Source organism: Streptomyces sp. NPDC043867 (assembly GCF_056435845.1).
The window spans coordinates 1-4,176 of the sequence record NZ_JBWKDS010000075.1 but is presented as its reverse complement, the minus strand read 5'-3'; the positions used below and the strand labels follow the sequence as shown (position 1 = coordinate 4,176).

General features: G+C 75.0%; 3 protein-coding genes. All 3 read right to left on the bottom strand.

Annotation, left to right across the window (positions count from 1 at the left end; all coding sequences use genetic code 11):
- Window positions 1-198: 198 nt before the first annotated feature.
- From AC069T_RS37555 to AC069T_RS37545, 3 genes are read right to left on the bottom strand one after another with little or no spacing between them, the layout of a single operon-like run.
- Window positions 199-2,322: a xanthine dehydrogenase family protein molybdopterin-binding subunit gene (locus AC069T_RS37555; RefSeq protein ID WP_478787012.1), complete on the bottom strand. Its 2,124-nt coding sequence runs from the start codon at window positions 2,320-2,322 to the stop codon at window positions 199-201.
- A gap of 60 nt (window positions 2,323-2,382) precedes the next feature.
- A complete protein-coding gene (locus tag AC069T_RS37550; protein WP_478787011.1) occupies window positions 2,383-3,375 on the bottom strand; it encodes an FAD binding domain-containing protein in 993 nt (330 codons plus the stop codon).
- Entirely contained in the window at window positions 3,372-3,932 is a 561-nt protein-coding gene (locus AC069T_RS37545; protein ID WP_478787010.1) for a (2Fe-2S)-binding protein, read from the bottom strand. The genes AC069T_RS37550 and AC069T_RS37545 overlap by 4 nt, the downstream gene beginning before the upstream one ends.
- Window positions 3,933-4,176 lie beyond the last annotated feature (244 nt).

The window sequence follows — 4,176 nt, the reverse complement described above, 5'->3', positions numbered from 1 at the left end:
AACACGCGGGAAGACCCCCCCCACCCCCCCCCACCCCCCCCCCCTCCCCCCCCCCCCTCCCCCCCCCCCCCCCCCCCCCCCCCCAGGTCTGTCCGGCCGGGCCGGGCCCGCGCACGTCTGTCCGACCCGGCCCTCAGCTCCGAGTGGACGACCTGCCGTCGGCGTCGCCGTCGGTGTTCGGGCCGACCGGGCCCGCCGTCACCGAAGGCGCGTCCCGGCTCCGTGTCCCGCCAGGGCGGTCCGTACCCGGTCCGGGGTCAGGGGCAGTTCGCGCAGGCGGACGCCGGTCGCATGGTGGACGGCGTTGCCGATGGCGGCCGCCGTCCCGACGATGCCGATCTCGCCGATCCCCTTGCTGCCCATGGGGTTGAGGTGGGGGTCGTCCTCGTCGATCCAGTGGGCCTCGACGGCGGGAACGTCCGCGTGGGCGGGCACGTGGTACGACGCCAGATCGGACTCCGCGAAGTCACCGAACGCGGCGTCCATCGTGCTCCCCTCGGTCAGCGCCATGCCGAGCCCCATCGTCATGCCGCCGATGAACTGGGAACGTGCCGTGCGGGAGTTGAGGATGCGTCCGGCGGCGTACACACCCAGCAGTCGGCGCACCCGCACCTCTCCGGTGACGGTGTCGACGGTGACCTCCGCGAAGTGGGCGCCGAAGGCGTGCCGGGCGTAGTCGCTCTCGGCGTCCGCGCTGCCGGCGGTGTCCGCACGCGCCTCGATCCCGGCGTCCGGCAGCGGTCCCGCGTGTCCGGCCAGGCGGGCCTTGAGTCGGGTGCACGCCTCGTGCACGGCCCAGCCCCAGGACGCGGTGCCCGACGAACCGCCGGCCAGCGGAGCGGAGGGCAGGTCACTGCTTCCCACCTCGGTGCGGACGCGTCCGAGCGGCACGTCGAGGGCGTCGGCGGCGACCTGGGCCAGGACCGTGCGGGCCCCGGTGCCGATGTCCGTGGCGTTGATCCGCACCACGAAGTCACCGTCGGGCAGGGCGCGGGCCTCCGCGGTGGAGGGCGACACCATGACCGGATAGGTCGCGGCCGCCACGCCGGACCCCACCAGCAGGGCACCCTCGGACCGTGACCGCGGGCGGGGATCGCGCCGGGCCCAGTCGAACCGCCGCGCCCCCTCCCGCAGACACTCCACCAGGTGCCGGCTGCTGAAGGGCTTGCCGCTGTCGGGCTCGGTGTCCGGCTCGTTGGCGATGCGCAGCTCCACGGGGTCCATGCCGAGTTCGACGGCCAGTTCGTCCATGGCCGACTCGAGCGCGTACATGCCCGGGGCCTCGCCCGGCGCACGCATCCAGGACGGGCTGGGGACGTCCAGCGGCACCACCCGGTGGGTGGTGAGGCTGTGCGGCGAGCCGTACATGACCCGGGTGGGCATCGCGGCCTGCTCCACGAACTCCTTGATGCGGGACGTGTACGTGGTGACCTCGTGGATGACCGAGGTGAGGGTGCCGTCCGCGGCGGCGCCGAGCCGGACGCGCTGGAGCGTGGGCGCGCGGTGCCCGACCACGGCGGGCAGGTGGCGCCGGGGCAGGTTGACCGTGACGGGGCGGCCCGTCACCCGTGCCGCCATCGCCGCGAGCACCACGTGCGGGCGGGGTGTGCCCTTGGACCCGAAGCCGCCGCCGACGTGTTCGGACACGACGGTGACGCGGTCCTCCGGGATCTCGAACATCTGGGCCAGCACGGTGCGTACCGTCGTGGCGCCCTGACTGGAGTCGTGCACCACGAGCCGGTCGCCCTCCCAGCGCGCGGTCGCGGCGTGCGGCTCCATGGGGTGGTTGTGCAGCGGCGGCACCCGGTAGTCGGTGTCGACACGGACCGCCGCGGAGTCATAGGCGCCCTCGGGGTCGCCGAGTTCGCGGTGGGCGGGGTAGCCGCCGTTGGCCTCTTCGGGGACGTACGCCGCGGGATGCCCCTCGGTGAGCGTCACGTCGTGGTCCCGGACGGCGTAGTCCACGCGCACTGCGGAGGCGCCGGCCCGGGCCGCCTCCAGTGTCTCGGCGACGACCAGCGCCACGAACCAGCCCCGGTGCGGGACCCGGTCGTTCTGCAGGACGGCGAGCGTGGCGTCGTCGGGCTCGGCGACCCGGGGCGCGTTCTCGTGCGTGAGCACCGACAGCACGCCGGGCACCTCGACCGCGGCCGCGGTGTCGATCGCGCGGACGGATCCGGCGGCGACCGACGCGGGCACGGGCCACGCGTGCGCCCGGCCCGGCAGGGGGTGTTCGGCGGCGTAGCGGGCGGCGCCGGTGACCTTGTCCCGGCCCTCCCGGCGCTCGGCGGGCGCGCCCAGCGCGGTACCGGTGTCGGCCATGGGGTCCTCCTGGTGCGTGCGGGGTTCCGGCCGTGCCGGGTGCCGGTCCGGGTGCTGGGTTCAGGTGACGGCGGGCGGCGCGAGCCGGCCCAGGACGTCGACGGCGAGATCGCGGGCCAGGCCCACCTTGTAGGCGTTGTCGCGCAACGGCCGGGCGTCCTCGAGTTCGAGGCCGACGGCGTACTCGAAGGCGGCGGTGGTGGGTGCCGCCCCCAGCAGTGCCGCTTCGGCGCGCCGGGCCCGCCAGGGCCGGTGGGCCAGCCCGCCGAAGGCGATCCCGGCGTGCCGGACGACGCCGTCGCCCACCTGGAGCACGGCTGCCACCGACGCGAGGGCGAAGGCGTACGACGCGCGGTCGCGGGCCTTGCGGTAGGCGCAGGGCAGGCCGGACGTGGTGGCGGGGAGCACCACCCCGGTGATGAGTTCCCCGGGTGCGATCTCGGTGTCCACGTCCGGGCGGTCCCCCGGCAGCCGGTGGAACTCGGCCACCGGCACGGTGCGTTCGCCGTCGGGGCCGTACAACTCGACGTGGGCGTCGAGCGCGGCGAGCGCGACGGCCATGTCGGAGGGGTGCGTGGCGATGCACTGCTCGGAGTGGCCGAGCACCGCGTGGTCGCGGTGGACGCCGTCCCGGGCGCCGCAGCCCGAGCCGGGTTCGCGCTTGTTGCAGGGCTTGGTGACGTCCTGGAAGTAGGAGCAGCGGGTGCGCTGGAGGAGGTTGCCGCCGGTGGTGGCGACGTTGCGCAGCTGCCCCGAGGCGCCCGCGAGGATCGCCTGGGAGAGCACGGGGTAGCGGTCCCGGACCGCCGGGTGGGCGGCGAGGTCGCTGTTGCGGACGGTCGCCCCGACCCGGACGGAACCGTCGGGCAGCTCCTCCACGGTGTCCAGGGGCAGCCGGCTGACGTCGACGAGGGCGGCGGGCCGTTCCACGCCGAGCTTCATCAGGTCCATGAGGTTGGTGCCGCCGCCGAGGTAGCGGGCGCCGGGTTGCGCGGCGTGTGCGGCGGCCGCCTCCTCGACGCTGCCGGCCCGGACGTACGCGAAGGGCTTCACCGGACCACGTCCTCGACGGCCTCGACGATGTGCGGGTAGGCGCCGCAGCGGCAGAGGTTGCCGCTGAGCCGCTCACGGATCTCGTCCGCGTCCAGCGGCACGGGCCTGCCGGAGGGGGTGGCCGGGTCGGTCACGTGCGAGGGGTGGCCCGCCTCCGCCTCGGCCACCGCGCCGACGGCGCTGCAGATCTGTCCCGGCGTGCAGTAGCCGCACTGGAACGCGTCGCGGTCCAGGAACGCCTGCTGCATCGGATGGAGGGCTTCGCCGTCGCCGCCGGCGAGGCCCTCGACGGTCGTGATGTCGCTGCCGTCGAGGGCGACCGCAGGCAGAAGACAGCTGTTGACGCGCCGGCCGTCCACGAGGACGGTGCAGGCACCGCACTGGCCGTGGTCACAGCCCTTCTTGGCGCCCGTGAGGCCGAGGTCCTCGCGCAGCACGTCCAGCAGGACGGAGCGGTGGTCGACGGTCAGGGTGTGCGGCTTGCCGTTCACCCTGAGGGTCACCTCGGAGTGGTGACGGTCGGGTGGGGCGGTGCCGTGCGCGGAGTCGGGATCCACGGATGACCTCCAGGTGGGGGGTGGGCCGGCGCGGGGTCGGTGGCTGCGGGCCGCTGGGGCCTGTCCGACATTCCCGTCGTCGCCCGGGAGGCGGCCTCGCACATGTCAGTGCGTGGTGTCGCGGGCGGACGGGAATTGCCGGACAGGTCCTAGGTCGTGTCCGCAAAGTCTCGTCGTCCGCCCGGAGGGCGGGTTCCGCGGCGTCTGGTGCATGCTCTCGGCGTGCCGGGCGGAGACCCTCGTA

What these genes read in the sequence shown, in the direction of transcription:
- AC069T_RS37555 (WP_478787012.1), bottom strand. Translation starts at nt 2,322, where the DNA reads ATGGCCGACACCGGTACCGCGCTGGGCGCGCCCGCCGAGCGCCGGGAG.